Origin of the sequence: Pseudomonas sp. OTU750018, from assembly GCF_011636575.1 — a bacterium.
GTDB lineage: Bacteria > Pseudomonadota > Gammaproteobacteria > Pseudomonadales > Pseudomonadaceae > Aquipseudomonas > Aquipseudomonas peli.
In genome coordinates this window covers 637,217-661,230 of sequence record NZ_JAAPAU010000001.1, presented here as the reverse complement: position 1 = coordinate 661,230, position 24,014 = coordinate 637,217, and the positions used below count along the sequence as shown (strand labels likewise).

At 59.1% G+C, this 24,014-nt stretch carries 26 protein-coding genes and 1 tRNA gene; 16 read left to right on the top strand and 11 right to left on the bottom strand.

What is annotated here, in order from left to right; all coding sequences use genetic code 11:
• The first annotated feature begins 69 nt into the window (after positions 1 to 69).
• The 7 genes from HCI85_RS03280 to HCI85_RS03250 all read left to right on the top strand — a co-directional run bounded on the left by HCI85_RS03280 (position 70) and on the right by HCI85_RS03250 (position 6,352).
• On the top strand, positions 70 to 369 hold the full coding sequence (locus HCI85_RS03280) for an HvfA family oxazolone/thioamide-modified RiPP metallophore (protein ID WP_167141881.1): 300 nt from the start codon (positions 70 to 72) through the stop codon (positions 367 to 369).
• A 23-nt stretch (positions 370 to 392) separates the two neighbouring features.
• Positions 393 to 1,235: an HvfB family MNIO-type RiPP peptide maturase gene (locus HCI85_RS03275; protein WP_167141878.1), complete on the top strand. Its 843-nt coding sequence runs from the start codon at positions 393 to 395 to the stop codon at positions 1,233 to 1,235.
• Positions 1,232 to 1,939 (top strand): HvfC family RiPP maturation protein, encoded by a 708-nt coding sequence (locus tag HCI85_RS03270; protein ID WP_167141875.1) that lies wholly within the window; start codon positions 1,232 to 1,234, stop codon positions 1,937 to 1,939. Before HCI85_RS03275 ends, HCI85_RS03270 begins: the two co-directional genes overlap by 4 nt.
• Positions 1,940 to 1,984: 45 nt before the next feature.
• Complete coding sequence (locus tag HCI85_RS03265; protein ID WP_167141870.1) at positions 1,985 to 2,584, top strand: HvfX family Cu-binding RiPP maturation protein; 600 nt, start codon at positions 1,985 to 1,987, stop codon at positions 2,582 to 2,584.
• A gap of 226 nt (positions 2,585 to 2,810) precedes the next feature.
• On the top strand, positions 2,811 to 4,142 hold the full coding sequence (locus tag HCI85_RS03260; protein ID WP_167141867.1) for an OprO/OprP family phosphate-selective porin: 1,332 nt from the start codon (positions 2,811 to 2,813) through the stop codon (positions 4,140 to 4,142).
• A 121-nt stretch (positions 4,143 to 4,263) separates the two neighbouring features.
• Positions 4,264 to 5,145: a ParB/Srx family N-terminal domain-containing protein gene (locus HCI85_RS03255; RefSeq protein WP_446730769.1), complete on the top strand. Its 882-nt coding sequence runs from the start codon at positions 4,264 to 4,266 to the stop codon at positions 5,143 to 5,145.
• An 82-nt stretch (positions 5,146 to 5,227) separates the two neighbouring features.
• Positions 5,228 to 6,352 carry a GNAT family N-acetyltransferase gene (locus HCI85_RS03250; RefSeq protein WP_167141861.1) on the top strand — a complete coding sequence of 375 codons (1,125 nt, stop codon included), beginning with the start codon at positions 5,228 to 5,230 and terminating at the stop codon, positions 6,350 to 6,352.
• Positions 6,353 to 6,439: 87 nt separating this feature from the next.
• Here the strand turns inward: HCI85_RS03250 and HCI85_RS03245 are convergent, their stop codons facing one another.
• From HCI85_RS03245 to HCI85_RS03230, 4 genes are all read right to left on the bottom strand, one after another.
• Complete coding sequence (locus HCI85_RS03245; RefSeq protein WP_167141858.1) at positions 6,440 to 8,272, bottom strand: ABC transporter ATP-binding protein; 1,833 nt, start codon at positions 8,270 to 8,272, stop codon at positions 6,440 to 6,442.
• Positions 8,273 to 8,411: 139 nt separating this feature from the next.
• A complete protein-coding gene (locus HCI85_RS03240; RefSeq protein WP_167141855.1) occupies positions 8,412 to 8,966 on the bottom strand; it encodes a peptidylprolyl isomerase in 555 nt (184 codons plus the stop codon).
• A gap of 11 nt (positions 8,967 to 8,977) precedes the next feature.
• Positions 8,978 to 9,790, bottom strand: coding sequence for an alpha/beta fold hydrolase (locus tag HCI85_RS03235; protein WP_167141852.1), 813 nt, complete (start codon positions 9,788 to 9,790; stop codon positions 8,978 to 8,980).
• Positions 9,791 to 9,805: 15 nt separating this feature from the next.
• On the bottom strand, positions 9,806 to 10,732 hold the full coding sequence (locus tag HCI85_RS03230; RefSeq protein WP_090248496.1) for a LysR family transcriptional regulator: 927 nt from the start codon (positions 10,730 to 10,732) through the stop codon (positions 9,806 to 9,808).
• Positions 10,733 to 10,809: 77 nt separating this feature from the next.
• Between HCI85_RS03230 and HCI85_RS03225 the strand changes: the two genes are divergently transcribed.
• The 3 genes from HCI85_RS03225 (at position 10,810) to rarD (ending at position 12,963) form a co-directional block, all read left to right on the top strand.
• Positions 10,810 to 11,124 carry a 3-phosphoglycerate kinase gene (locus HCI85_RS03225; RefSeq protein ID WP_090248494.1) on the top strand — a complete coding sequence of 105 codons (315 nt, stop codon included), beginning with the start codon at positions 10,810 to 10,812 and terminating at the stop codon, positions 11,122 to 11,124.
• A gap of 142 nt (positions 11,125 to 11,266) precedes the next feature.
• Complete coding sequence (locus HCI85_RS03220; RefSeq protein ID WP_167141848.1) at positions 11,267 to 11,866, top strand: FMN-dependent NADH-azoreductase; 600 nt, start codon at positions 11,267 to 11,269, stop codon at positions 11,864 to 11,866.
• A 200-nt stretch (positions 11,867 to 12,066) separates the two neighbouring features.
• Positions 12,067 to 12,963, top strand: coding sequence for an EamA family transporter RarD (rarD, locus tag HCI85_RS03215; protein WP_167144242.1), 897 nt, complete (start codon positions 12,067 to 12,069; stop codon positions 12,961 to 12,963).
• Here rarD and HCI85_RS03210 read toward each other — a convergent pair.
• On the bottom strand, positions 12,958 to 13,512 hold the full coding sequence (locus tag HCI85_RS03210; RefSeq protein WP_167141846.1) for a dihydrofolate reductase family protein: 555 nt from the start codon (positions 13,510 to 13,512) through the stop codon (positions 12,958 to 12,960). The two genes, rarD and HCI85_RS03210, sit on opposite strands and share 6 nt — an antisense overlap.
• Positions 13,513 to 13,608: 96 nt before the next feature.
• Entirely contained in the window at positions 13,609 to 14,262 is a 654-nt protein-coding gene (locus tag HCI85_RS03205; RefSeq protein WP_167141842.1) for a 7-cyano-7-deazaguanine/7-aminomethyl-7-deazaguanine transporter, read from the bottom strand.
• Between the two features lie 253 nt (positions 14,263 to 14,515).
• On the opposite strand from HCI85_RS03205, the gene HCI85_RS03200 reads away from it, so the two are divergent.
• Entirely contained in the window at positions 14,516 to 15,865 is a 1,350-nt protein-coding gene (locus HCI85_RS03200; RefSeq protein WP_167141839.1) for a DEAD/DEAH box helicase, read from the top strand.
• 67 nt (positions 15,866 to 15,932) lie between these two features.
• Here the strand turns inward: HCI85_RS03200 and HCI85_RS03195 are convergent, their stop codons facing one another.
• Together HCI85_RS03195 and HCI85_RS03190 are read right to left on the bottom strand one after the other, a co-directional pair.
• On the bottom strand, positions 15,933 to 16,913 hold the full coding sequence (locus HCI85_RS03195; protein WP_167141836.1) for a zinc-dependent alcohol dehydrogenase family protein: 981 nt from the start codon (positions 16,911 to 16,913) through the stop codon (positions 15,933 to 15,935).
• A gap of 121 nt (positions 16,914 to 17,034) precedes the next feature.
• Positions 17,035 to 17,340, bottom strand: a complete 306-nt coding sequence (locus HCI85_RS03190; RefSeq protein WP_167141833.1) for a hypothetical protein — start codon at positions 17,338 to 17,340, stop codon at positions 17,035 to 17,037.
• Positions 17,341 to 17,514: 174 nt separating this feature from the next.
• Here HCI85_RS03190 and HCI85_RS03185 point away from each other — a divergent pair, with 174 nt between their 5' ends.
• Entirely contained in the window at positions 17,515 to 17,907 is a 393-nt protein-coding gene (locus HCI85_RS03185) for a transcriptional regulator (protein WP_167141829.1), read from the top strand.
• A 184-nt stretch (positions 17,908 to 18,091) separates the two neighbouring features.
• A complete protein-coding gene (locus tag HCI85_RS03180; protein ID WP_167141826.1) occupies positions 18,092 to 18,814 on the top strand; it encodes a substrate-binding periplasmic protein in 723 nt (240 codons plus the stop codon).
• Between the two features lie 16 nt (positions 18,815 to 18,830).
• Here HCI85_RS03180 and HCI85_RS03175 read toward each other — a convergent pair whose 3' ends face one another.
• Together HCI85_RS03175 and HCI85_RS03170 are read right to left on the bottom strand one after the other, a co-directional pair.
• Positions 18,831 to 21,059, bottom strand: coding sequence for an LTA synthase family protein (locus tag HCI85_RS03175; RefSeq protein WP_241693723.1), 2,229 nt, complete (start codon positions 21,057 to 21,059; stop codon positions 18,831 to 18,833).
• Positions 21,060 to 21,287: 228 nt separating this feature from the next.
• Positions 21,288 to 21,476 carry a hypothetical protein gene (locus HCI85_RS03170; RefSeq protein ID WP_169852821.1) on the bottom strand — a complete coding sequence of 63 codons (189 nt, stop codon included), beginning with the start codon at positions 21,474 to 21,476 and terminating at the stop codon, positions 21,288 to 21,290.
• A gap of 312 nt (positions 21,477 to 21,788) precedes the next feature.
• On the opposite strand from HCI85_RS03170, the gene HCI85_RS03165 reads away from it, so the two are divergent.
• Positions 21,789 to 22,631, top strand: coding sequence for a CvfB family protein (locus HCI85_RS03165; protein ID WP_167141820.1), 843 nt, complete (start codon positions 21,789 to 21,791; stop codon positions 22,629 to 22,631).
• Positions 22,632 to 22,745: 114 nt separating this feature from the next.
• A tRNA-Thr gene (locus HCI85_RS03160) sits at positions 22,746 to 22,821 on the top strand.
• 14 nt (positions 22,822 to 22,835) lie between these two features.
• Here HCI85_RS03160 and HCI85_RS03155 read toward each other — a convergent pair.
• Positions 22,836 to 23,372: a thermonuclease family protein gene (locus HCI85_RS03155; RefSeq protein WP_167141817.1), complete on the bottom strand. Its 537-nt coding sequence runs from the start codon at positions 23,370 to 23,372 to the stop codon at positions 22,836 to 22,838.
• A 282-nt stretch (positions 23,373 to 23,654) separates the two neighbouring features.
• On the opposite strand from HCI85_RS03155, the gene HCI85_RS03150 reads away from it, so the two are divergent.
• Positions 23,655 to 23,990, top strand: a complete 336-nt coding sequence (locus HCI85_RS03150) for a hypothetical protein (RefSeq protein WP_241693722.1) — start codon at positions 23,655 to 23,657, stop codon at positions 23,988 to 23,990.
• Positions 23,991 to 24,014 lie beyond the last annotated feature (24 nt).

Here is a 24,014-nt window from a genome sequence, read left to right as displayed (position 1 = left end):
GGTCGGCCTCGTCTATTGGGCCGAGGCAGCCAATCGGCCGCCACTGTAAACCACCATTGGAGCGTTGCCATGAACCATCTGAACACTGTTGTTGCATCCCTGGGCGCGGTACTGCTGAGCAGCGCTACATTGAGCGTACAGGCCGCGAGCAACCCGTTTGCCGCGCAGGAGCTGAGCAGCGGCTACAGCCTGGCTGCTGGCGAAAAATCCGCCGAAGGCAGCTGCGGTGAGGGCAAATGCGGCGGCGAGATGAAAAAAGCCGAAGGCGAAGGCAAGTGTGGCGAAGGCAAGTGCGGTGGTGAAGCCAAGGCCGAAGGCGAAGGTAAATGCGGTGAAGGCAAGTGCGGCGGCGAGCAGAAAACCGAGTAACGGACTGAGTGCAGGGGCAGAACATGCAGATGGATTTCGTTAACGGTGCCGGGCTGGGCCTGCGTCGCGGCCTGCTTGGAGCGCTGCAGGAGTGCAGCACAGACGAGGTGGATTTCCTCGAGCTGGCGCCGGAGAACTGGATCGGTGTCGGTGGGCGCCTGGGCAAGCAGCTGCGCGCCTTAAGCGAGCGCCTACCACTGCTCTGCCATGGTCTGTCCCTTAACCTCGGTGGCTTTGCCCCGCTGGACATCGAGCTGCTCAAAGCCATCAAGGGCTTTCTCGACCTGCATGGCGTGCGCGGTTACAGCGAGCACCTGTCGGCTTGCGCCGACCATGGCCAGCTTTATGACCTGATGCCGCTGCCGTTTTCCGAGGAGTCGGTGCTGCGTATCGCCGAGCGCGTGCGCATCGTGCAAGACGTACTGGAGCGTCCGCTTATCATCGAAAACGTGTCGGCCTATGCGCAGTTGCCGGGCGAGCTAGATGAAGCGGCGTTTGTCAGCGCGGTGCTGGAACAGGCCGACTGCCAGCTGTTGCTCGACGTGAACAACGTCTTCGTTAACAGCATCAATTTCAACTTTGATGCGTCGGGCTATATCGCCAGTCTGCCCAGTGCGCGCATCGCCTATCTGCATGTGGCCGGGCATTACGACCAGGCCAGTGATTTGAAGATCGATACCCACGGCGCGCCGGTGATTGACCCGGTGTGGGCGCTGCTGGAGCAGGCCTACGCCGTGCACGGCGTGCGCCCGACCTTGCTGGAGCGGGATTTCAACTTCCCGCCGATTGCCGAGTTGTATGCCGAGGTGGCGCAGATTCGTCAGTTGCAAGCGACTGCCACTCCGCTTAGAGGGTACGGCACATGAGCGGCGTCGAAGCACAACGCGCCTTTGCTGCACGGATTCGCCAGCCGGCAGAGCAGCCGCTGCTTGAGGGTGTTACGGCCGAGCGGATGGCGGTGTATGAAGCGCTGTTCTTCAACAATATCGAAGGCTTTATCAGCGGCGCCTTCCCGGTGCTGCACCGGCTGATCGAAGCTGATCGCTGGCAGCGTCTGGTACGCAGTTTTATCGCCGAGCATCAGGCGCGTACGCCTTATTTCTTGCAGATCAGCCAGGAGTTTCTTGCCTGGTTACAGCAGGGCTATGTCGCTGAGGCCGGCGATCCGCAGTTTATGCTGGAATTGGCACATTACGAGTGGGTCGAGCTGGCGTTGGATGTCAGCGAGGCCGAGCTGCCTGCGCAGGGCTGGTCGCCACTGGCCTGGCCGCTGGCGTATCAGTGGCCGGTGCAGCGTATTGGTGGCGACTTCCAGCCGACAACGCCGCCGGGCGAGCCGACGTGTTTACTGGTCTGGCGCGATGGGCAAGACAAAGTGCGCTTTATGCAAATCAGCCCCTTTGCCTATCAGCTGGCGACACGCTTGCAGGCTGGTGAAGGCGCTGATGCCGCATTGTTGGCATTGGCCCAGCAGCATGGTCTGAGCGCCGACACACAGTACTTCAACAATGCCCATAACCTGCTGGCGGAGTGGTGCCGCCAGGAAATCTGGTATTCCCCCGTCACCTAATCACTTGACCCCGGCACCCTCGGTGTCGACCTGCGGAGATGTCCCATGCTGAGCTTTTTCAATCGTCTCCAGGATGCCCTGGACGCTACCCGTCGTCTGGATTTTATCGGTCCGTTATTGCTGCGCCTGTACCTGGTGCCTGTGTTCTGGATGGCCGGTATGCACAAACTGGCGGACATCGACGCCACCGCCGCCTGGTTCGACAATCCGGATTGGGGTCTGGGCCTGCCATTTCCCGAACTGCTGGCCTGGGCAGCGGCGCTCACCGAGACGGGCGGGGCGCTGCTGCTGTTGTTTGGCCTGGCGGTGCGCTGGGTGAGTATCCCGTTGATCGTCACCATGCTGGTGGCGATTTTTGCCGTGCACCTGCCCTTCGGTTGGCAGGCGATTGCCGATGCCAGCGCGCCGTTCGCCAATGAGCGGGTCATGGACTCGGTGGGCAAGCTCGAACGTGCCCGCGAGCTGCTCAAAGAGCACGGCAATTACGACTGGCTGACTAGCAGCGGCAAGCTGGTTGTGCTGAACAACGGTATCGAGTTTGCCGCCACCTACCTGGTGATGCTGGTGGCGCTGTTTTTCAGTGGGGCCGGGCGTTGGTTGAGCCTGGATTATTGGTTTAGCCGGGCATTGCGTCGGCAACCATGAGCCTAACAGGGCCCGCCGCTGCAATGGCGCGGGCCTCTGGCAAAGCATTGAACTAGAGCGGTTTTACTGCTTATAGGTAAAGGAAGTAAAAAGTTCCGCTGTCATCAAATATTTATATATCAGCAACTGCCGTGAAATATCCCGCCGCCAAGATTCCCTCCAGCACGAACGAGCCCCAGCGCTCGGGTGTTTTCAACACTTAAAAGTCCATTTAGAGGAATCTTCGATGATCCGTAAGCACAGCTTCCGTGGAGTAATGGCCGGCTTCGCAACCAGCGCTCTGGCCCTGGCCGTTTCCGCCCAGGCTTTCGCCGGTACCGTTACCACTGACGGCGCCGATCTCGTGATCAAGACCAAGGGTGGCCTGGAAGTCTCCACCACCGACAAAGAATTCAGCTTCAAACTGGGCGGCAAGCTGCAGTGGGATGCCACTAATTTTGATGGCCTGCGCGCCGCAGCTGAAGACAGCCCGTTCGATGGCGCCTTCAATACCTACATCCGTCGTGCCGAGCTGTCCATCGAAGGTGTTGCGTACAAGAACTGGGGCTACGGTTTCACCCTGGAACACGATGGCACCGATGATAATGCCACTAAGTTCACCGATGCCTTCTTCACCTACGACGGTCTTGATCTGGCCAGCGTGACCATCGGTCGTTTTGGCGCAGAGTATGGCTTGGAAAACACCACCAGCTCTTCGTGGATCACTGGTATTGAGCGTCCGTTCATGTACGACTACCTCAATGGTGACGAAGACACCAACTTTGGCGTGGCGGTTAAACACAGCGGCGACAATTATGGTCTGCTTGCTCAGGCTGCTACCTACAAGACCGAATACAACGACGGCGACAAAGACAACGACGAGTCGTTTGGCTATACCCTGCGTGCCAACTGGGCTCCTTACATGAACGGTACCGATGTTGTTCACCTGGGTGCCAACTTCCACAGCAACAATCCGGATGACGACCGTGCTCGCGTTCGTACTCGTATGGGCCTGCGCAGTGATGGCAACGACCGTCTGACCTTCTCCGATACTCGTGTGACCGATAAAGATGTCGAGTGGTTGCTTGAGGCCGGTGCACAGTTCGGCGGTTTGCGTGCACAAGCTGAATACTTCAGCCGTAGCATCAGCGGCAAGAGCACAACTGGCACTTCCCAGGACGTTGATGTTGACGGCTACTACGCTCAGGTTGGCTACATGTTTGGCGGTGTTCGTGGTTTCAAAGCTGCCGATGGCAAGTGGGATAAACCAACTGAAGCCGGTGCAATCGAAGTGTTTGCCCGCTATGAAAACAGCACTATCGACGGTGATGCTTCCGCCGTTAGCACCAACATCATCGCTGGCGTGGCTCCGGTTAGCGTCAATGACGAGTTTGAAACCAGTGCCATGGTTGTCGGCGTCAACTACTTCCCGACTAAAGCCATTCGCATGAGCTTGAACTACGTCGATTATGAAGTTGACAACGTCAACACCAATGCCAGCCTGACCAAGAACGGCAAAACCTACAAAGTAGAAGACGACGGCCAGGCCATCGTTGGTCGTCTGCAGTACGTGTTCTAAGTAACACCGCTCAACTGCTGCTCCTATCTTTAAGCCCCGCCAAGTGCGGGGCTTTTTTTCGCAATTTTTATGTTGGGAAGGACCGATGCGCGTTTGTGCTGTGTTGTTACTGATGGCGGCTATGAGTTCTGCAGCCGTGGCTGAGGATTACCGTGCGGCCAAGCCCGGTGAGTTGTTGCAGATACGTCTTGAACAGTTGCACCCGACCCAGGCCGTGGTGGGTTATGACCAGATTTATTACAAGCTCGGGCGTTTTGCCAAAGAGCTGAACAAACTCTTCGATGAGTACTGCGAGGGCAATGGCCAGGGCGAAAGCAGTAAGGTGCCAAAGGGCGCCAATCTGCATCAGCCGGACAGCTTCAGTTGCCAGGGTGCAGTGGCTTCACGCAGCAGTGAGATGAAAACTGTGGTGGTCGGCCCAGAGGGTAAGTTGTACCTGACCGATGGTCACCATACGTTCACCACGTTGTGGGAGCAGCCTGAAGGCGGCGCCAAGCTGCAGATGTGGGTCAAGGTAACCGACAACTTCAGCGATAGCGCGGATCTGGCCAGCTTCTGGCAGCGCATGCAGGCCGCGCGCAAGGTCTGGCTCAAGGATGGCCAAGGTCAGGTGATTACCCCGGAGCAGATTCCAGCGCAGCTTGGCCTGGCCAATCTGGGCGATGATCCCTACCGCGCGCTGGTGTATTTCACCCGCGAGGTGGCCTACGACAAACCGCGTTCGGGCGACGTGGCCCCTGAGTTTCTCGAGTTCTACTGGGGCAACTGGCTGCGTGGCCAGCTCAATCTGAGTGAGTACGACCTGCGCGACAAAGGCGACTACCGCGACGCGATTGGCGAGGCAGCCAAGCTGATGGTCGCCCTGAAGGCCGACAACACGGTCGGTGACAGCGGCTTCAAGGCGGCGGAGCTGGGCGGCTACTCTTCTGTCGACCGCAAGGAAATGGGCAAGATGGCCAGCAAGAAGCTGCCGTATATGGTTGCCTACAAGGCCACGCGCTGACACGGTCATATCGCGCCAGGCAAGGTGTCTGGCGCTGGGCTTGGCGCTATAGTGCAGCCTTGCCCGAGTCGCCGAGCTACCGATGTTGCCTACCTGCCTGAAGTCCATCCATGAAATTGCCGCCAGTCAGTGGGATGCTCTGCTGACTGATGCGCAGCCCTTTTTGCGCCACGCCTTTCTCTCGGCTCTGGAGGATAGCGGTAGTGTGGGCGGGCGCACTGGCTGGCAGCCGGCTCATGCAGTTCTACTCGGCGAACAAAGCCAACTGCTGGCCGCCATGCCGGGCTATGTGAAAAGCCATTCCTATGGCGAGTACGTGTTCGATCATGGCTGGGCGGATGCCTGCCACCGTGCGGGCATCGACTATTACCCCAAGCTGCTCGGTGCGATTCCTTTTTCGCCTGTGACGGGCCAGCGCGTGCTGGGCGATCCACAGGCGGCCGGGCAATTGCTCGATGAGCTAAGCGCTGGCCTTGAGCAACAGGGCTTGTCGAGCCTGCATATCAACTTCACCACCGAGGCCGAAAATGCCCTGCTGCAGGGCCGTGATGGCTGGTTGCAGCGTCTGGGGTGTCAGTTTCACTGGCGCAACCGTGGCTACCGGGATTTTCAGGACTTTCTCGATGCGCTCAGTTCGCGTAAGCGCAAGCAGATGCGCAAAGAGCGCGAGCAAGTGGCGGGGCAGGGCATCGAGTTCGACTGGCGCGAAGGCCATCAGCTCAGTGAGCTGGAGTGGGATTTCGTCTACCTGTGTTACGCCAATACCTACCGCGTGCGCGGCCAGTCACCCTACCTGACGCGCGCTTTTTTCAGCCTGCTGGCCGAGCGCATGCCCGAGATGATCCGCGTGGTACTCGCCCATCAAGCCGGCAGACCTGTGGCCATGGCCTTTAGCCTGGTCGGCGGCGACAGCCTGTACGGACGCTACTGGGGTTGTCTGGCGGAGTTTGATCGGCTGCATTTCGAAACCTGTTTCTACCAGGGTATGGACCATGCCATCGCCGCTGGCCTGCAACGCTTCGACGCCGGTGCCCAGGGCGAGCACAAGCTGATTCGCGGCTTTGAGCCGGTGATCACCCACTCCTGGCACTACCTCTGCCACCCCGGCCTGCGCAATGCCGTGGCGAACTTTCTCGCCGAAGAACAGCATGGCGTGCGCGGTTATGCTGAGGATGCACGCGGTTTGTTGCCGTATCGGCAGGGCTGAGGGTTTTCGCGGGCATGGCCCGCTCCTACAGGAGGATAGTCTGACAATACACATCAACCGTAGCGGCCCATGGCCGCTATCTGCGTTTTACTCCACCCCGACAAATCCCCCTGTCTGATGCTGCCAAAGCCGCGCGTAGAGGCCGCCTGCGGCGATCAGTTCACTGTGGCTGCCGGTTTCGACGATACGCCCCTGATCGATCACCACCAGGCGGTCCATCCGCGCGATGGTCGACAGGCGGTGGGCGATGGCGATCACCGTTTTGCCCTGCATCAGGGTATCCAGGCTTTCCTGGATCGCCGCTTCGATTTCCGAGTCCAGCGCCGAGGTGGCTTCGTCCAGCACCAGAATCGGTGCGTCCTTGAGCAGCACGCGGGCGATTGCGATGCGTTGGCGCTGGCCGCCGGAGAGCTTTACCCCGCGCTCGCCGATCTGTGCGTCGAAACCATGGCCGCCCATGCCGTCGTCCAGCAGCGGGATAAAGCTGTCGGCGCGGGCCTTGCGCACGGCTTCGAGCAGCTGTGCTTCGCTGGCTTCGGGCTTGCCGTAGAGCAGGTTGTCGCGGATTGAGCGGTGCAGCAGCGAGGTGTCCTGGGTGACCATGCCGATCTGCGCGCGCAGGCTCTCCTGGGCTACGTCGGCGATATTCTGGCCGTCGATCAGGATGCGCCCGCTCTCCAGGTCGTAAAGGCGCAGCAGCAGGTTGGCCAGGGTTGATTTGCCCGCGCCGGACGGGCCGATCAGGCCGATCTTCTCTCCGGGTGCCACCGTCAGGCTCAGGCCGGCGATCACGCCGTTGCGCTTGCCGTAATGAAAGTGGATGTTGTCGAACTGCACGGCGCCCTGGCTGACGTGCAGCGGCTTGGCCTCGGGCTGGTCGAGTACCTGGCGCGGCTGCACGATGGTTTTCATGCCGTCCTGCACGGTGCCGACGTTCTCGAAAATGCCGTTAACCACCCACATGATCCATTCGGCCATGCCGTTGATGCGGATCACCAGGCCCAGTGCCAGGGCGATAGCGCCAGTGCTGATCAGTTGCTGATCCCACAACCACAGCGCCAGCGCGCCGGTGCCGACGATCAGCATGCCGTTAAGGCAGGTGATCAGGAAATCCAGGGTAGTGATGATGCGCGACTGCAGACGTACCTTGCCGAGCAATTCCTGCATGGCTTCGCGGGCGTAGTGTTCCTCGACCTGGGTGTGGGCGAACAGCTTGAGCGTGGTGATGTTGCTGTAGCCGTCGACCACCCGGCCCATGACTTTCGAGCGCGCCGCCGAGGCCGCCGCTGAGCGTTCCTTGATACGCGGCACGAAGTACCAGAGCGCCGCGCAGTAACCGACTATCCACAGCAGCAGCGGGGCAATCAGGCGCAGGTCGGCGGCAGCAAACAGGTACAGCGCGCTGGCGGCATACACCAGCACATGCCAGAGCGCGTCGACCACCTGCATCGCCGAGTCGCGCAGCGAAGGGCCGGTCTGCATGATGCGTTGGGCAATGCGCCCGGCGAAATCGTTCTGGAAGAAGCTCAGGCTCTGCTTGAGCACATAGCGGTGGTTCTGCCAGCGGATCAGGTTGGTTAGGCCAGGGTTGATGGTCTGATGCGTGAGCAAGTTATGCAGGCCGAACACCAGTGGGCGGATGACCAGCGCCACCAGCAGCATCCACAGCAGCGTGTGCTGGTGCTGCTCGAAGAACTCTCCACTTGGGGTGTTCTGCGTCATGTCGATCAGCTGACCGAGGAAGCTGAACAGCGCCACTTCGATCAGGGCGGCGACGAAACCGACCACCAGCACGGCGAGCATCAGCGGCCAGACTTGGCGCAAATAGTAGGCGTAGAACGCCAGCATGCCGGCCGGAGGCTCGACATCCGGGCTGGCTTTGAAGACGTCGATAAGGCTTTCGAAACGGCGAAACAACATGTCAGGCATCCTGCCTAAATCAGGGAATAGCGCCCGATTCTAACGAGTTTGCCGGGGAAGGTGTTGCGCAGAAAAAACAGGCGGGGTGTGAAGCGGGCTTGAATGCGCGGGGTGAGTAGGCCCACCCCGCGTGGGGTTATCAGAGACGCTTGGCGGCAGTGATCAGCACCGGCTCACGCGGCACATTCTGATGGCCGCCACGGTTGGCAGTCGGCACCTGCGCGATCTTGTCGACCACGTCCATGCCCTTCACCACCTTGCCGAACACCGCGTAACCGAAGTCACGCGAGCCGTGGTCGAGGAAGGCGTTGTCCTTGTGGTTGATAAAGAACTGGCTGGTGGCCGAGTCGCGTACCTGGGTACGGGCCATGGCCAGGGTGCCGCGCACGTTGTGCAGGCCGTTGTCGGCTTCGTTCTTGATTGGCGCCTGGGTGTCTTTCTGCTGCATGTCGGCATCGAAACCGCCGCCTTGCACCATAAAGCCTGGGATCACGCGGTGGAACTGGGTGCCGGCGTAGTAGCCGCTGTCGACGTAGGCGAGGAAATTGGCGGTGCTGATTGGCGCCTTTTCGGCATCCAGTTCGATCTCGATTTCACCGAAGCTGGTGGTCAGCAGCACTTTCGGGTTTTCGGCGGCCAGCAGGCTGCCGGCAAACAGGATGGAGCAGGCGGCGAGGGTGAGGGTCTTGAACATGCGGGTAGTCCTTATTGTTGCTTGGCAGTAGGGGCGGCCTGTTCGACTTCGGCAAGGAAGGCTAGCAGGCTGCTGTTGAATTGTTCGGGTTGGTCCAGCGGTGTGGCGTGGCGTGAATCTTCGATTACCAGCAGGCGCGCATTGGGCATTTCGTTAACGTAGGACTGCTTCTGCGCCACCGGGGTGTAATCGCGGTCTGCCGTGACCACCAGGGTCGGACAGCTGATCCGCGCCAGGCGTTCCCGCACGCCCCAGCCGATGATCGCATCCAGGCTGGCAAGGTAAGCACGCTTGTCGTTCTGCGGCCAACGCACCAGGATTTTCTGCCGCAGCTCTTCCTGCTCTGGTTTGGGGAACAGCAGTTTACCCAGGGCCTTGGCAATGGTGTCGAGGCTGAGCAGGCGCGACAGGCTCCAGCGTTTGGCGATCTCGATATAGTCGCGCGGGCTTTTCGCCTTCACTTCCGGGCCGCTGTTGACGATGCACAGGCTTTTCAGCAATTCGGGGCGATCCACGCCCAGCTGGAAGCCGATCATGCCGCCCATGGAAATACCCACCAGATGCACCTGCGCCAGTTGCAGGTGCTCAATCAGTGCCGCCACATCCTCGGCGAAACCTTGAATGCTGTAGCGCTCGCGGGGTTTGTCCGAGCGGCCGTGGCCGCGCACATCCAAGGCGATCACCCGGTAATGACGGGCCAGCTCGGGCACCTGGTATTCCCAATCGCGGGTGCTTGAGCCAAGGCCGTGCACCAGCAGCACAGGGGCACCGTGGCCGTAGTCTTCGTAGTGCAGCTGGCAATCATCGTTGTTGAAGTATGGCATCTGCGGGACTCCTTATCAGGCCGAGGGCAGCGGCGCAGCAAAGGCTGCATTTAACGGCGCAGCATCGAAACGCTGAATCAGCTCAACGAGAATCTGTGTGGCGGGCCCCAGGGGCTTGTCCTTGTTCGAGTAGAGGAAGAACAAGGGGTTGCGGCTGCCACCCTGGTCCAGTGGCAGCGGTTTGAGCAGGCCGTCCTTGAGCTCGCGCTCAATCATATGGCGTGGCAGCCAGGCAAAGCCCAGACCGTTGCCGACAAACGTGGCGGCCGTGGCCAGGCTGCCGACCGTCCAGCGCTGTTCGGCGCCGAGCCAGCCAACATCCTTGGGTTGTTGGCGACCTGAGTCGCGAATCACCACCTGCATCTGGGTTTCCAAATCCTGGAAGGTTACGACGCGCTGCAGGCGATGCAGCGCATGATCGGGGTGAGCCACGGCGACAAACTCCACGGTGCTCATTTCTGCGCCGAGAAAACCGGGAATGTTCAGCGCGCTGATGGCGAGGTCGGCCATGCCGTCCTTGAGCACTTCTTCCACCCCGGACAGCACTTCCTCGCGCAGACGTACACGGCAGCCGCGGCTTTGCGGCATAAAGGCGGTCAGCGCGCGCACCAGGCGGGCGTTGGGGTAGGCGGCATCGACCACCAGGCGTACTTCGGCCTCCCAGCCTTGCTCCATATGGTGCGCCAGGTCTTCCAGTTGGCTGGCCTGTTTGACCAGTTGTCGCGAGCGACGCAGCAGCACGTCGCCGGCTTCGGTGAGTACCGCCTTGCGTCCGTCGATACGCAGCAGCGGTACGCCCAGCTGCTCCTGCATCCGTGCCACGGTATAACTCACCGAAGATTGTGAGCGGTGCAGCACCTCGGCGGCCTGGGCAAAACCGCCGTGATCGACCACGGCCTGCAGGGTGCGCCATTGGTCGAGCGTTACGCGGGGGGCTTTCATATTCGATTCCCGTACTGAGGGTGCAAACACCCACTCAATCAACCTAAACTGGCCGTCTTTTACCGGAGACTGCCCTGATGAAAAAGCTCTGTTGTGCGTTGCTGGCCTGCTTGCCGCTGACTGTAATGGCCTACCCGATCGAGGTGGAAAAACAGCTTAATGGTGCTGAAGTCTCCGCCACCACTCAGGAAATCGACCACAACATGGGTGCTGTGCAGCTGTACAACTATGGCCGTAGCGATGCCAAGTGCACGGCGGTTTTCCGTAACGGCCCTGAAGCGCCGCGCACCCGCAAGGTCGTCCTGCCCGCTGGTGACAGCAACAACCTGGCGGTGAAGTTCAGCCGTAGCATTATCAAGCTGCGGGTCAAACTAACCTGCGAACTGTCTTAATACTGGCCTGAGACTAAGCGCGGCCTGGCTATAAATCAAATTATTAGATTGTTTTGTGCGGTTATTTGCGCTTTTTAATCGAATTAAGTGCGCCTACTCTTTGTCCATCGACGTTCAACACCCCTTCGATGGAGCACACAACATGGCCAACGTCCTGGTAATTGAAAGCAGCGCCCGCCAGCAAGGTTCGGTTTCGCGTCAGCTTACGGCGCAATTTATCGCCAACTGGTCGTCTGCCAATCCGGCAGATCAGATCAAAGTGCGTGACTTGGCGGTTGATCAGGTGCCGCATCTGGATGCCAACCTACTAGGCGGTTGGATGACCCCAGCGGAGCAACAGAGCGACGCCGAGCAAGCGGCGCTGGCGCTGTCCAACCTGCTGACCGACGAATTGCTGGCCGCTGATGTGCTGGTGCTGGCTGCGCCTATGTACAACTTTGCCATCCCTAGCACCCTGAAGGCTTGGCTCGATCACGTGCTGCGCGCCGGGGTGACCTTCAAGTACACCGAAACCGGCCCGCAAGGCCTGCTCAGCGGCAAGCGCGCCTTTGTTCTGACTGCTCGTGGCGGCATCTACGCTGGCGGCACCCAGGATCATCAGGAACCCTACCTGCGCCAGGCGCTGGCCTTTGTCGGCATCCACGATGTCAGCTTTATCCATGCCGAAGGCCTCAATCTGGGCAGCGAGTTTATGGAAAAGGGCCTGAATCAGGCCAAGGCGCAACTGGCCCAGGCCATCTGATTTTTCCGCAAGATCTTGATCTCCTGGCGTCCGGTGCTCCTGGACGTCTCTGCCCGCTCTGCTGATGCAGTGCGGGCTTTTTTATGCCCTGCATTTTTGCACTGTACGGCTGTTTAAGTACCTGGCTGTGTCGCTTTGTGGCTGTGGCCTTCACTACAAGCCAGGCAAGATGTCAGGGTCTGATTAAGCAGGGTGGAGTGATGCAGCTGTCTGGGCGCGGTGTAGCGCTGTCGATTATTGCCTCGGTGTTGTTTGCTCTGGTGCCGGGCTATGTGCGGCTGTTAGCACCATTGGATGGCTTGCAGGTGTTTGCCCAGCGGGTGTTGTGGTCAATACCGGCGGTATTGCTGCTGATCACTTTGTCGCGGCAATGGCCGGTGCTGCTCGCCGCCTGCGAACGAGTGCGGCGCGAGCTGTTGCTGTTCGCCAGTCTGCCGTTGGCCGCGTTGTTGATGGGGATTCAGTGGGCGCTGTTTGTCTGGGCGCCGCTGGCCGGACGCATGCTGGAAGTGTCGCTGGGCTATTTTCTGCTGCCGCTGGCCATGGTGCTGGCCGGGCGGGTGTTTTATGGCGAGCGGCTGCGACCATTGCAGCGTCTGGCGGTGTTCTGCGCCTTGCTCGGCGTGGCCCATGAACTTTGGCTGACCCAGGCGTTCTCCTGGGTGGTGATGGTCACGGTGCTGGGGTATCCGCCGTATTTCATGTTGCGCCGTTGGATGCGTCTGGACGCCTTGTCCGGCTTTGCCTTCGAGATGCTGTTTATGGCACCGGTGGCAATCTGGCTGGTGCTGCAATGGAGCCCGCCGCAGCTGTTTGCCCAGGTGCCGCAGCTGTGGTGGCTGCTGCCGGGGCTGGCGATCCTCAGTTCCCTGGCGTTTGCCGCGATGATGGCTGCCAGTCGCCTGCTGCCGATGGGCCTGTTCGGTATTCTCAGTTATGTCGAGCCGGTGCTGTTGTTTCTCGTAGCGCTGCTGTTTCTCGGTGAGCAGTTCAATAGCGCGCAATGGTTGACCTACCTGCCGATCTGGCTGGCAGTACTGCTGGTCGGCTGGGACAGCGCGCGGCTGCTGATCAAGCAGGCGCGGCAAGGTTTATAGAACGACATCCGCAGGGTTTTCCGGCAGCACCTGATAGTGCAGTTGCACCACGCCGCTGCTGAAACTGCGTTGTTCGTGCAGTCTCAGGCTGCGTTCCAGACCGCTGGCGAACATCGGGATGCCGGCGCCCAGCAGATAAGGCACCAGGCTCACCACCAGCTCGTCGAGCAGACCGGCAGCAAAACAGTTACCGGCCAGCGAACCACCGCCCACCAGCCAGATACGCTGATGGCCTTGTTCGGCCAGCGTCGTCAGGGCTTCGCTCGGTGTGCAATGGCGCATGCTTACGCCATCCGGTAATTGTTCGTGCGGATAGCGGGTCAGTACCAGGCAGGGTTTGCCGAGGTAGGGCCAATCCTCCTCGGAGTCCATCAGCGTGTCGAAGGTCATGCGGCCCATTAGCAGGGCGTCGATGCCGTCATAAAAGGCGTGATAACCGTGGTCGTCGCCAGCCGCCTGGATGCTTTCCAGCCAATCGACCCGGCCATCCGGGCGAGCGATATAGCCGTCCAGGCTGGCGGCGACATAGTAGATCAGAGTGGGTTTCATGCTGATGCCCCCCCGGCAACCGAACAAGCCCATGGCGAGGGCTGTTGAACGGTTGAGTCGGATTGCGCAGCAAAGTTTCCTGCTGGTCTTGCGCGCTTAGCTGGCGGCCTGAGTACGCCCAGCCAACATGCGCAGAATGGCATTGAGCAACATGCCGTAGAGCGGCACGAACAGCAGCAGGCTGACGACCAGTTTCACCCCGTAATCGACCGTGGCGATCTCCACCCAGTGCTCGGCCATAAACGGGTTGCTGCTGTTCCAGAATGCCACCGAGAAGAACGCATAGGTGTCCAGCAGGTTGCCAAGGACGGTCGAGACTGTTGGCGCTACCCACCATAGCGGCAACTGGCGCAGTCGGTCGAATACCTGAATATCGAGGAACTGTCCCAGTACGTAGGCGAGGAAGCTGGCTATGGAAATGCGCAGCACGAACTCGTTGAACTCCAGCAAGGCGCCGAAGCCGCGAAAGCTGGCTTCCTGAAACAGCACCGAGACGATGTAGGAAATCAGCAGCGCCGGCAGCATCACCCGGGCAATCACCCGGCGCGCCGCCTGTTTGCCGAGTAGGCGTACGGTCAGGTCAGTGGCCAGGAAGATAAACGGGAAGCTGAACGCGCCCCAGGTGGTGTGCCAGCCGAACAGGGTGATCGGCAGCTGCACCAGGTAATTGCTGGCGATGATGATCAGGATATGAAACAGCACCAGTGCAATAAGCGCATTGCGCAGGCGCTGAGGGGCGGTAATAAGCATGACGGAACCTTTTTGCTGAATGGGGTTAGGGAACCCATGCCACCCGGAATTGAATGGCGGCGCGCATTCTACCGGCGCGATGCCGTAGATGCGTAGTGGTCTGACGGGAGGCGTCGATTTGTGCTGTTTACGCGCGCGGCTGCAGAGCCGCCAACTAGGCTACAGACGCCGTTGGCCAGGCCGTTCGGGCTTTTAGCCGGCAGAACCGGTAATCTATGCCGCTGTATTGCTGATTTTTTGTCGAGGTATACCCGTGTTTTCCCAATTCGCCCTGCATGAACGCCTGCTCAAAGCCGTGGCCGAGCTGAAATTTGTCGAGCCCACCCCGGTGCAGTTGGCGGCCATTCCGCTGGCGCTGCAAGGAAAAGACTTGCGGGTTACCGCGCAAACCGGCAGCGGCAAGACCGCAGCCTTTGTGCTGCCAATGCTCAATCGCCTGCTCGGCGATGGCGCTTCCCAGCCACGCATGAGCGTGCGCGCGATGATCCTGCTGCCAACCCGTGAGCTGGCCCAGCAAACCCTCAAGGAAGTCGAGCGCTTCGCTCAGTTCACCTTCCTCAAGGGTGGTCTGATCACCGGTGGTGAAGACTTCAAGGTGCAGGCCGCCATGCTGCGTAAGGTCGACATCCTGATCGGTACACCGGGTCGCCTGATCGAGCACGCCAACGCCGGCAACCTGTTGCTTGATGAAGTTGAAGTGCTGGTGCTTGATGAAGCCGACCGCATGCTCGATATGGGCTTTGCTGAAGACGTGCAACGTCTCGGCGAGCTGTGCAATGCCGACCGCCAGACCCTGCTGTTCTCTGCCACCAGTGGCGGCGCAGCCCTGCGCGAAGTGGTCGGCAAGGTGCTGAAAGAACCTGAGCACCTGCAGCTCAACCGCGTCAGCCAGCTCAATGAAGGTACCCGTCAGCAGATCATCACCGCTGACCACAACCATCATAAAGAGCGTCTGGTCGAGTGGCTGCTGAAGAACGAGACCTACGACAAGGCGATCATCTTCACCAATACCCGGGTTCAAGCCGACCGCCTGTACGGCAAGTTGGTCGCTCACGACTTCAAAACCTTTGTGTTGCACGGCGAGAAGGACCAGAAGGATCGCAAGCTGGCCATCGACCGCCTCAAGCAGGGCGCGGTGAAAATTCTGGTGGCCACCGATGTGGCGGCCCGTGGTCTGGATGTTGACGGCCTGGATCTGGTGATCAACTTCGATATGCCGCGCTCCGGCGACGAATACGTACACCGCATCGGTCGCACTGGCCGTGCTGGTGCTGAAGGTCTGGCGATTTCGCTGATCTGTCACAACGACTGGGCGCTGATGTCGAGCATCGAGCGCTACCTCAAACAGCGTTTCGAGCGCCGCAATATCAAAGACCTTAAGGGCATCTACCAGGGGCCGAAAAACCTCAAAGCGTCCGGTAAAGCGGTTGGCCCGAAGAAGAAAAAGGTCGACCCGAAAACGGGCAAGAAGCTGGCGAAAAAACCGGCAGCCAAGGCTCCGAGCAAACGCAACACGATCAATCGGCCGAAACCTGATGCGCCGGTGCTGGTCAGCCAGGACGGCTTGGCACCGCTGAAGCGCCGTACTCCCGCAGCGGAATAACTCGGCTGCAGTGTGATTACAACGGCGGGTTGGCTGGGGAGCTAATCCGCCGTCGTCATTTCAGGGCTTACTTCGGTACGATCAATATCTTGCCATCGCGCTCGCCACTGGCGGCAGCTGCTACGGCCTGCTTGATCTCGCTGACGTCATAGGTCGCAGCAACGCGGGTATGCAGCTTGCCGCTGGCGATCAGTTGTACCAACTCACCAAACACTTTCATTTGCTCGGCCTGGCTGGCGTTCTGGAACCACTTGGCCAGCCAGAAGCCGCGCAGGCTGACATCGCGGAACACAAACGAGGCGGGCGAAACCTGACACGGCTGACGGCTCATCATGCCGTAGTTGACCAATACGCCGCCCTCGCAAAGGCTGGCGGCCAAGTGATCAGTGGCTTCGCCGCCCACTGCATCAATGCCCAAACGCACGCTTGCGCCGCCAGTGGCTGCACGCACGCGTTTAGCCAGGTCCGGACCGTCGACCAGCACCACATCACCGCCTTCTGCTTCGACACCTGCCACCGCTGAATCGCGGCGCACTACGTTGATGGTCTTGAAGCCGCGTAGTTTGGCCAGCTGGATCAGGTAGCTGCCGACGCCGGAGTTGGCGGCGTTTTGGATAACCCAGTCACCGGGTTTGAGGTCAACGAATTCACTGAGCATCAGGGATGCTGTCGGCGGATTGACGGTGAGCATGGCCAGTTGCTGTGGGTCAGCTTCAGGCAGCGGAATCAATTTATTAGCCGGTGCGTTCAAATGGCTGACCCAGGTACCGCAGCCCACGGGCAACAGCACCATTTGGCCGACTTTGAGGTTGCTGACCTCGGGGCCTAGCACTTCCACACGGCCGACCCCTTCGTTGCCGCCTACTGCTGGCAGCGGCGGCAGCATGCCGTATTCGCCTGTCAGGGTAAGCACATCCGACGGGTTGATCGGTGCGGCCAACACCTTGATGCGCACCTGGCCGGCGCCAAGCTCTGGCAGCTGCAGTTCTACAGCGGCGATCACCTCTTGAGGTTGTGGGCCACGGTGTTGGTATTCGGCTTTAAGCATGGGAATTCTCCGGTAGAGGCTGAACAAAGTGGCTGAAGTCTAGACCGGAGTGGCCAAGGTGCGACGAATCCTCCGTTATCGATCTGGGTGATCGGCAGCGGTTGAACAAGCCGAGTGGTGGCTAGTTTGGGTCGTCTTGCATGTCATCGCCGGCTTCTTCCAGTTCATTGAGACGCTGGTCGTAGCCTTCGCAAGCGTTTTCCATCTCGTCAGAGGAAGTCTCGGGTGAGGTTTCCTTCAGTTCTGCGCGCAGCTGTTCCGCACGGGCAGGATCTTTTTTGGTGATCTCTGCGACTTTGGCTGCGAGTTGCCCGGCTTTGGCGATCGCCTCCTCGGAACTGCACGAAGCGTAGGCCGTGCTCTGGGCAAATAGAGCGAAGGCAGCGCAAAGGCTCAGAGCGGTTTTACTGGGCAGAGTGATCTTCATGGCAATGTCCTCGCGGGCGAATAGGCAGACGTGTTCGGTTGAGTAGGCCTGGGTGGGGAAAGTTCAGGTCGAACCTAAGCGGGCAGAGGTGGGTCGGAACTTAACAGGGCGGCGTGCAATGCAGCCCTCGCGCTTGCCACTGGGTTGAGCGCAACGCGAATGGGAGAGAGCGATATGTCTTATAACTGGGATCTTATCGAGCGCTTGCTGCATGAAGTGCAAAGTTCCGCCGGTAAAAACTTCGCGCCCCGTGCTTATGCCGAGGAGCTCGCGCAGGAGCTTGAGCGTGCAGGTGAGCACACCGATAACTTGGATGCGTTGAAAGCACAGGCGGCGGAGTACGAATCGCAGTTGCTCGGCGCTAGCTTTATCGAACCTCGGCCGGAAGAGGAGGGCGGTAACGGCGAGAATTTCGTGCTGACCCCACGAGGCTTGCAACTGCTCAGCATGATTGATAGCAGCATTCCTGGGGGTGAGCATTCCCGTGAGTTGCTTGACGACCAGGGCCCGGCCGCGTTGTCGCCGGAGGTTTTTGCCGATACGGCGGCTAAAGCCAATCTCGTTTAACAACGTTTGGCAATGCGTGCTCAGCTTCTAGTACACGGCTGGGCGGTTAGGCTTTCAGTCTTGCACTGAAAGCTGCTGATGCGTGGCGTATGTCCGATTCGGAATAATCGATCTCAGCGATAGAGCAATGCAGAGTCATGCCATAGCCGGCTATGCTGGGCTCTGGTCCAACTTGGGTATCGCTATGAAGTGGTTGTGGGTCTGTTGTTTGTTGTCGTGCAGTCTGAGCGTCTCGGCGCAAGCCTTGCGCGTAGGCTTTGGTACGCACAAACCGCCTTATATCTTCGAGAGTGAGGCCAGTGGCCTGGAGTACGACATCGTGATGACTGCCGCGCACCGCGGCGGGCTGGAGCCGATGGCGTACTACGCGCCGATGGAGCGCTTGAACCTGATGCTGAGCAAGGGCCATATCGACGTTATTGCCACCACCAACGAGCGCAGCGGTGGTTCTATTTTTTATTCGGATGCCTATATCCGCTACCAGAACGTCGCGGTGGCCTTGCGCTCGCGCAACCTGGATATCCAGCGCATCAGCGACCTGGTGGGTTACTCAGTCAATGCCTTCCAGCGTGCGCGCTTTCTGCTTGGCAGCGAGTTTGAGGTCATGGCTGCAAACAACCCGCGCTACCGCGAAGAAGCCTTTCAGATCGCCCGCAACCGCATGCTCTACAGCGGTCGGGTGGATGTGGTGGTGTCGGATATGCGCATCCTGCGTTACTTCAACCGCGAGGTGTATACCCAGGTGGATGTGACGCAGCCGCTGACCCTGTACCCGATTTTTGCGCCCACAGATTACAAGCTGGGTTGCCGCCTGCAGGCCGATTGCGAGCGCTTCAACCGGGGGTTGGCGGCGATTCGGGAGAATGGTGAGTACACGACCATCGAGCGCCGTTACGCTGTGTATTGAAGGCCTGTGATTGTCGTCACTGGCTGACGGGCGCCACTTCTTCCAGGCTTTCTTGCGCAGCGAGCAGCTCCTCCTCGCTGGGCATGGGCAAGCTGCTGACGCTGAAATCAACAATCTCGATTGCACCCTGACCCTGGCCCAGCAGGTGGAAGGAGAACGCCTTGCGTGCTTGCGGGTTGTCGAAGGTGAAGCTGACCTGGACGGGTTTGTCGCGTGTCAGCAGTGGCAGCGTTGGGATCGCCACGTCGACATCGCGGTCGTACTCCTTGGTTTTCAATTGCAGCGTGGCGCCTTTTTTATCCATACGCAGGGCGCGGATTTTCAGGGTGACGGTGGTCTGGGTAGCTGCACCCAAGGTCAGGTACTGCGCGCCCACCAGGTTGTCTGCCCAATCATCACTGACGCTGGGTTTTAGCCTGATAGGCTGCTGGTTGGCGAACTGATAGCTTTGCTTGATCTGACCTCCATTGCTCAGTGACTGGTCAAGCAGGGCCGCTTGCTGGCTGATCAGGCGTGCCGGTTTGCCGCTGAAGCGGCCCAGGTAGCGTGCGCTGTCGGCAATAAAACCGGTGCTAGCGTAGCGCCGGCAGACATTCTGGAAGTCGCATTCGGTCAGCGTGCCCTGGCCGTCATGCTGGCGCAGCAACCCGTTGGTGTAGGAAATGATCTGGCGGCCAGTGGCATAATCGCGCAGCAATGAGCGTCCGGCGATATTGCTCGGGACCGGGAAGGCGAAGTAGTCGAGCACCGACGCTGTCAGGTCGACATGGCCATACACGCCTTGCTTGATGGCGGGCAGTTGCGCCTGCTCGGGCGCCAGCAGCAAGTTGAAGCCCCAGGCCGAAGCCAGACGGACGTTTTCCAGGCCGTGTGATTCGTCCGAGGTGACGATCACCAGGGTGTCTTTCATCACACCCTGTTTTTCCAGCGCGTTGAGAAAGTCAGCAACGGCATCGTCCAGGTAGGCAATCGCCGCCAGCTTGGCGTTAGGGTGGCGGTCCAGGTAGTCCTGCGGGGCGGAGTAGGGCTGGTGAGTACCCACGGTTAGTAGGGTCAGCATCCAGGGTTGGCGCTTCTTGCGCAGCTGTTGCACGTAACCCAGTGCACCTTCGAAGTAGGCCTTATCGTCCATACCCCAAGGGAATTCGAGGTAGGGCTTGTTCTTGAACCAGTCGCGGCCCAAGGTCTTGTCGAAGCCCATCTGCGGCATGATCTGGTCTTTGGCCATAAAGCGCAGCCCGGCACCTTGCAGGAAGTGCGTACTCAGGCCGCGTTCGCGTAATTGCGCGGGCAGACATTGCTCACTGCGCGCAGGGTTGTTGAGCAGTTCAACGCCCTTCGGCGTGCCGGAGTCGAGTTTTTCGTAATCACCGCAAAGCATGGCGTACAGCCCGCGGATGGTTTGATGGTTATGCAGGACATAATCGGTGGTGAGCATGCCGCGTTCGGCCCACTGGCTCAGGCGCGGCATCGGGTCTTGCGCGTAGCTGCTGCCGATGGCCTGACGGCTGGCTTGCAGATAGGCGCCGGTTACGCCTTCCAGAGTAATGATCAATACGTTGCGGGCGCTGCCGGCTTGCTTGAGCAGCGGTGTACCGTGCAGATCAAGCTGATTCAGGCCGCTGATATCAGGTGGGCTGCTCGGCTCGTTCCCCGCCAGCCAGTCGGCCAGGTGCTGTTGAGCGCCATTGGTACTTTCCGCCAGTAACTTGTGCGTCAGGTTGAACTGCAACCATTGGTCCGCTTCGCTGGGTTTGAATTGCTGGCCGACGGTGTGCACGGCAAACAGGGCCAGTGGCAGCAACAGCCAGGCGCGTGCAAACGGCACGGCACGGCGCGGTGTTTGTACGCTGCGCAGGCCCAGGTAAAGCGCTATCAGCACGGCCATGGCTAAAGCCAATAATGGCTGGCTCAAACCACTGCCTTGGGTTGAATGACTGACAAACTGTGCGTCGCCTAAGTACTGCAAGTCGGCTGGCTCTGGCATGCGGCCTACGGCATTGACCAGCTCGGCGGTGCTCAGGGTGAAAATGCACCAGGTCAGCAGCAGAGCAATGCTCAGCAGCCAGGAGCGCTGGTGCAGGATTATCACCAGCAAGCTGCCAATCGCCAGGTCAGACAGATAGCCATAGGTATGCGACCAGCCCAACAGGTAGCGGCTGAGCAATGGCAGGGCGAGTAACAACAAACCGAGGGTAAGCAGGGTGCTGGAAGGGTGTCGCAGCCAATTGCAGGTAACGCGCACGGGTACTCCTGGGGCGATTGCCATCGTTCAGCAGTGGCAATGCCGAAACCGCCGCAAATTGCGGGCTGACATGATTCTGAAACAAGGTTGTGCTAAGCGCCAGTGGGCGGGGCGTAAAAGGGTGAAACAACTGATGTCGGACTGAGAAAGGGGGCTTGGAAACGGAGGGGGTTATGCACTGGCCAGCGCCTTGTCATTGCGAGCAAAGCGCTGCATGGCCAGAAAGCGTTACTTTTTACCGATGGTGATCTGCTTGGTGGTGCCGTACACCTGGCCGCTGACGCCTTTGGCAATTTGCTGAATTTCCCCGCCGGATTTCAGGAAGGCTTCGATCTGTGCGTCGATCGAGGCGCTGGTTTCCACGGCTGGAGCCGGCTTTGGTTTGCTGTTGGATGCTTTTACGCGCATGACGGCCATTAACCTACTCAAAAATTAATTTGGCCGCGCATAATACTCGAAATGCTTGACAATTGCTTGATAAATAAAGCTCGGATGTAGCGATATGCAGAGAGATTATTCTGTAAATAGCCCGGGTAATTAGCGGATATGCCAGTAAGTGGTTGTTTTAATAAGAATAGATAAATCGTATTGAGGCTGCGTCTTGCGATCTAGGCCATCGGTCGGATTGCTCCGCAGGTCATCAGGCTGGCGCCGTGCGATGGCCGGTAGGCCGAGAAATTCAGAGGCGAGTCGGCTAGAATGCCGGCCTGGTAATGAGGGTAGGGCATCATGGCTGTAATTGGACGAATGAATAGTTTGCAGGTCGTGAAGCACACCGACTTCGGCCTGTACCTGGATGGCGGTGCGGATGGCGAAATTCTATTGCCTAAGCGTTATATCCCGAGCGACACCCCAAGCGAAGTGGAAGACTGGTTAAACGTCTTTATTTACTTGGACAGCGAAGACAAATTAATTGCCACCACAGAAAAACCAAAAGTTCAGGTGGGTGAATTCGCCAGTTTGAAAGTTGTGGATATAAATCGCGTGGGCTTATTCCTGAATTGGGGTTTGCCGAAAGATTTATTGTTACCGCACTCCGAAGAAAAGCGCCCGTTGCAGATTGGTGATTACTGCGTGGTGCATGTATTCCTCGATAAACGCAGCAAGCGCATCACCGCCACCGCACGTCTGGATCGTTATCTGGACATCGCGCCGGCGAACTACAAGGCGGGCGAAGAAGTTGACCTGCTGGTGGTCGAGTCCACAGATATGGGTTTCAAGGCCATCATCAATGGCAAGCACTGGGGCCTGATCCACAAGAATGAACTGTTCAAGTTCGTGCGCAGCGGTATGCAGGAAAAAGGCTTTATCAAGGAAGTGCGCGCTGATGGCAAAATCAGTCTGAGTTTGCAGCCGGTTGGCCAAGAAGCGGCCAGCAGCCTGGGCGAGCAGATTCTGGCCAAGTTGCGCGAGCACGATGGCGTACTCAAGGTGAATGACAAAAGCTCGCCTGAAGAAATTGCTGGGTTGTTTCGCGTCAGCAAGGGCAACTTCAAGAAAGCCATCGGCGGCTTGTACAAACAGGGTCGCATCGTGATCCACGAAGACCGTATCGAACTGCCGAGCAAGTAACCGCCGTTACACTTCACGGCAGCGCAAAGTCAGTGAGGTGTACGGCCTAAGCTAGGCTTGGGATCACAGCTTGAGTCGCGTTGCAGCTAGTGTGCGCGACTTAAGCAATATCTTGCCGGTGTAGCTCAGTCGGTAGAGCAGCGCACTCGTAACGCGAAGGTCGCAGGTTCGATTCCTGTCTCCGGCACCATCCCCACCAATGTTCTAGCCGCCACCAAACTGAGAGAACGATGCCGTTCGACTGGGTTTGGTTTTTTGCGGCGCGGCAATTCTGCCTGCGTAGCGCCAGTCCCAGGGCGCGACGATGTCTTCGGCGGGCAGCTGCCAGAGGCCTTTACCCATGTTTCTGGCCAGGGTTTCGGCATCTTTGAGTCGGTGGTCTTTCAGCTGCTTGGTATAGGCCCAGGCAGCGCCTTGCGCGACCAGTGTGTAGTTCACGTCAGTGCCACCGACATAGGCGCGAGCCCGTGTGATGCCGTAGCGATCTACCTCGTTGACCTGCAGGATGACCTGTTTCTCCAGCACCAAAGCTGACAAAGCCTGCTTGGCTTCGACGCCATAGGGTTGCTTTCTTTCTGGTGCGTCAATTTCTGTGAGGCGAACTCGCAGCCGTTTATTCTCGGTGGTCTGGCAGCTGAACGTATCGCCGTCGCTGATGGCCACTGCCCTGCAGCTGAAGGGATCAGCAAGTGCCAGGTTGGGCAGGCTGATAAAAAACAGTAGAACGATTCGAAAGGTCATCTGGGGCGTGTTGCTCAAGTGAAGACGTAGTCGGTGATAGTAATAAATGCTTGGCAGATTAAGCGGGATGGGCATCGCGAAACAGCACGCCAGCTTTACCCACGGGCTTTCTGCATTGGCTACGTGGGGGCTTGTGCTTTTCTGCGATTCGCGGATGATTGCTCAATATTTGAGCAGTTTTACGGCTCAAGTCTGCCAAGGTGGACCACAGGTCGGAACCGCAGGTGGGTTGCTGTTGCCAAACCATCAAGTTCGTTACGCGCCGATGGCGCAGAGGTTGTGATGACGATGTGTCGATATGCGATCAGCCTGGTTGGGCTGCTGTTGGTAACGCCGCTGTATGCCGAGCAGCTGGCGCCGCAGACGTTGCGGGTCATTCCGAAGACCTATATCAGCCCCGGTGCCAGTGGCAGCATCGGCAGCTCACAGACCATCGAAAGCCATAATCTCTATGGCGGGCAGCGCCTACCCGACGGCCTGCAGCGCCATGAGCAGCGCTACGGCAGCCAGTCGATAGAAAACCGCGGAACGATCAAGCAAACGATTGAGTACCCCAATGGCTATCGGGTGCAGCAGTATCCTGGGCAAAGCACTGAATACGACGAGCGCATCCGCTAACAGGCCGTTGAAGAATTATCTACG

Bases quoted from the DNA above. Each gene is read 5' to 3' on its own strand.
- HCI85_RS03280 (WP_167141881.1), top strand. From the start codon at position 70: ATGAACCATCTGAACACTGTTGTTGCATCCCTGGGCGCGGTACTGCTG.
- HCI85_RS03275 (WP_167141878.1), top strand. From the start codon at position 393: ATGCAGATGGATTTCGTTAACGGTGCCGGGCTGGGCCTGCGTCGCGGC.
- HCI85_RS03270 (WP_167141875.1), top strand. From the start codon at position 1,232: ATGAGCGGCGTCGAAGCACAACGCGCCTTTGCTGCACGGATTCGCCAG.
- HCI85_RS03265 (WP_167141870.1), top strand. From the start codon at position 1,985: ATGCTGAGCTTTTTCAATCGTCTCCAGGATGCCCTGGACGCTACCCGT.
- HCI85_RS03260 (WP_167141867.1), top strand. From the start codon at position 2,811: ATGATCCGTAAGCACAGCTTCCGTGGAGTAATGGCCGGCTTCGCAACC.
- HCI85_RS03255 (WP_446730769.1), top strand. From the start codon at position 4,264: ATGAGTTCTGCAGCCGTGGCTGAGGATTACCGTGCGGCCAAGCCCGGT.
- HCI85_RS03250 (WP_167141861.1), top strand. From the start codon at position 5,228: ATGTTGCCTACCTGCCTGAAGTCCATCCATGAAATTGCCGCCAGTCAG.
- HCI85_RS03245 (WP_167141858.1), bottom strand. From the start codon at position 8,272: ATGTTGTTTCGCCGTTTCGAAAGCCTTATCGACGTCTTCAAAGCCAGC.
- HCI85_RS03240 (WP_167141855.1), bottom strand. From the start codon at position 8,966: ATGTTCAAGACCCTCACCCTCGCCGCCTGCTCCATCCTGTTTGCCGGC.
- HCI85_RS03235 (WP_167141852.1), bottom strand. From the start codon at position 9,790: ATGCCATACTTCAACAACGATGATTGCCAGCTGCACTACGAAGACTAC.
- HCI85_RS03230 (WP_090248496.1), bottom strand. From the start codon at position 10,732: ATGAAAGCCCCCCGCGTAACGCTCGACCAATGGCGCACCCTGCAGGCC.
- HCI85_RS03225 (WP_090248494.1), top strand. From the start codon at position 10,810: ATGAAAAAGCTCTGTTGTGCGTTGCTGGCCTGCTTGCCGCTGACTGTA.
- HCI85_RS03220 (WP_167141848.1), top strand. From the start codon at position 11,267: ATGGCCAACGTCCTGGTAATTGAAAGCAGCGCCCGCCAGCAAGGTTCG.
- rarD (WP_167144242.1), top strand. From the start codon at position 12,067: ATGCAGCTGTCTGGGCGCGGTGTAGCGCTGTCGATTATTGCCTCGGTG.
- HCI85_RS03210 (WP_167141846.1), bottom strand. From the start codon at position 13,512: ATGAAACCCACTCTGATCTACTATGTCGCCGCCAGCCTGGACGGCTAT.
- HCI85_RS03205 (WP_167141842.1), bottom strand. From the start codon at position 14,262: ATGCTTATTACCGCCCCTCAGCGCCTGCGCAATGCGCTTATTGCACTG.
- HCI85_RS03195 (WP_167141836.1), bottom strand. From the start codon at position 16,913: ATGCTTAAAGCCGAATACCAACACCGTGGCCCACAACCTCAAGAGGTG.
- HCI85_RS03190 (WP_167141833.1), bottom strand. From the start codon at position 17,340: ATGAAGATCACTCTGCCCAGTAAAACCGCTCTGAGCCTTTGCGCTGCC.
- HCI85_RS03185 (WP_167141829.1), top strand. From the start codon at position 17,515: ATGTCTTATAACTGGGATCTTATCGAGCGCTTGCTGCATGAAGTGCAA.
- HCI85_RS03180 (WP_167141826.1), top strand. From the start codon at position 18,092: ATGAAGTGGTTGTGGGTCTGTTGTTTGTTGTCGTGCAGTCTGAGCGTC.
- HCI85_RS03170 (WP_169852821.1), bottom strand. From the start codon at position 21,476: ATGGCCGTCATGCGCGTAAAAGCATCCAACAGCAAACCAAAGCCGGCT.
- HCI85_RS03165 (WP_167141820.1), top strand. From the start codon at position 21,789: ATGGCTGTAATTGGACGAATGAATAGTTTGCAGGTCGTGAAGCACACC.
- HCI85_RS03155 (WP_167141817.1), bottom strand. From the start codon at position 23,372: ATGACCTTTCGAATCGTTCTACTGTTTTTTATCAGCCTGCCCAACCTG.
- HCI85_RS03150 (WP_241693722.1), top strand. From the start codon at position 23,655: ATGACGATGTGTCGATATGCGATCAGCCTGGTTGGGCTGCTGTTGGTA.